The organism is Enterococcus spodopteracolus (genome assembly GCF_030441955.1).
Lineage (GTDB): Bacteria > Bacillota > Bacilli > Lactobacillales > Enterococcaceae > Enterococcus_B > Enterococcus_B spodopteracolus.
On record NZ_JARJHD010000044.1, the window covers coordinates 1 to 1218 of the forward strand.

At 38.9% G+C, this 1218-nt stretch carries 3 protein-coding genes; 2 read left to right on the forward strand and 1 reads right to left on the reverse strand.

Annotated features, from left to right (window positions below):
* Window positions 1–20 precede the first annotated feature (20 nt).
* On the forward strand, window positions 21–215 hold the full coding sequence (locus P3R27_RS14300; RefSeq protein WP_001421937.1) for a YlcI/YnfO family protein: 195 nt from the start codon (window positions 21–23) through the stop codon (window positions 213–215).
* A gap of 164 nt (window positions 216–379) precedes the next feature.
* Here the strand turns inward: P3R27_RS14300 and ybcW are convergent, their stop codons facing one another.
* Window positions 380–586 (reverse strand): protein YbcW, encoded by a 207-nt coding sequence (gene ybcW, locus P3R27_RS14305; protein ID WP_001031427.1) that lies wholly within the window; start codon window positions 584–586, stop codon window positions 380–382.
* 285 nt (window positions 587–871) lie between these two features.
* On the opposite strand from ybcW, the gene P3R27_RS14310 reads away from it, so the two are divergent.
* Window positions 872–1218 (forward strand): DUF1398 family protein (locus tag P3R27_RS14310; RefSeq protein WP_097308490.1); only part of this gene is annotated, 347 nt, incomplete at its 3' end.

Consider the following 1218-nt stretch of genomic DNA (forward strand, 5'->3'; position numbering starts at 1 on the left):
ACTGAATACGGGGCAACCTCATGTCAACGAAGAACAGAACCCGCAGAACAACAACCCGCAACATCCGCTTTCCTAACCAAATGATTGAACAAATTAACATCGCTCTTGAGCAAAAAGGGTCCGGGAATTTCTCAGCCTGGGTCATTGAAGCCTGCCGTCGGAGACTAACGTCAGAAAAGAGAGCATATACATCAATTAAAAGTGATGAAGAATGAACATCCCGCGTTCTTCCCTCCGAACAGGACGATATTGTAAATTCACTTAATTACGAGGGCATTGCAGTAATTGAGTTGCAGTTTTACCACTTTCCTGACAGTGACAGACTGCGTGTTGGCTCTGTCACAGACTAAATAGTTTGAATGATTAGCAGTTATGGTGATCAGTCAACCACCAGGGAATAATCCTTCATATTATTATCGTGCTTCACCAACGCTGCCTCAATTGCTCTGAATGCTTCCAGAGACACCTTATGTTCTATACATGCAATTACAACATCAGGGTAACTCATAGAAATGGTGCTATTAAGCATATTTTTTACACGAATCAGATCCACGGAGGGATCATCAGCAGATTGTTCTTTATTCATTTTGTCGCTCCATGCGCTTGCTCTTCATCTAGCGGTTAAAATATTACTTCAAATCTTTCTGTATGAAGATTTGAGCACGTTGGCCTTACATACATCTGTCGGTTGTATTTCCCTCCAGAATGCCAGCAGGACCGCACTTTGTTACGCAACCAATACTATTAAGTGAAAACATTCCTAATATTTGACATAAATCATCAACAAAACACAAGGAGGTCAGACCAGATTGAAACGATAAAAACGATAATGCAAACTACGCGCCCTCGTATCACATGGAAGGTTTTACCAATGGCTCAGGTTGCCATTTTTAAAGAAATATTCGATCAAGTGCGAAAAGATTTAGACTGTGAATTGTTTTATTCTGAACTAAAACGTCACAACGTCTCACATTATATTTACTATCTAGCCACAGATAATATTCACATCGTGTTAGAAAACGATAACACCGTGTTAATAAAAGGACTTAAAAAGGTTGTAAATGTTAAATTCTCAAGAAACACGCATCTTATAGAAACGTCCTATGATAGGTTGAAATCAAGAGAAATCACATTTCAGCAATACAGGGAAAATCTTGCTAAAGCAGGAGTTTTCCGATGGGTTACAAATATCCATGAACATAAAAGATATTACTATAC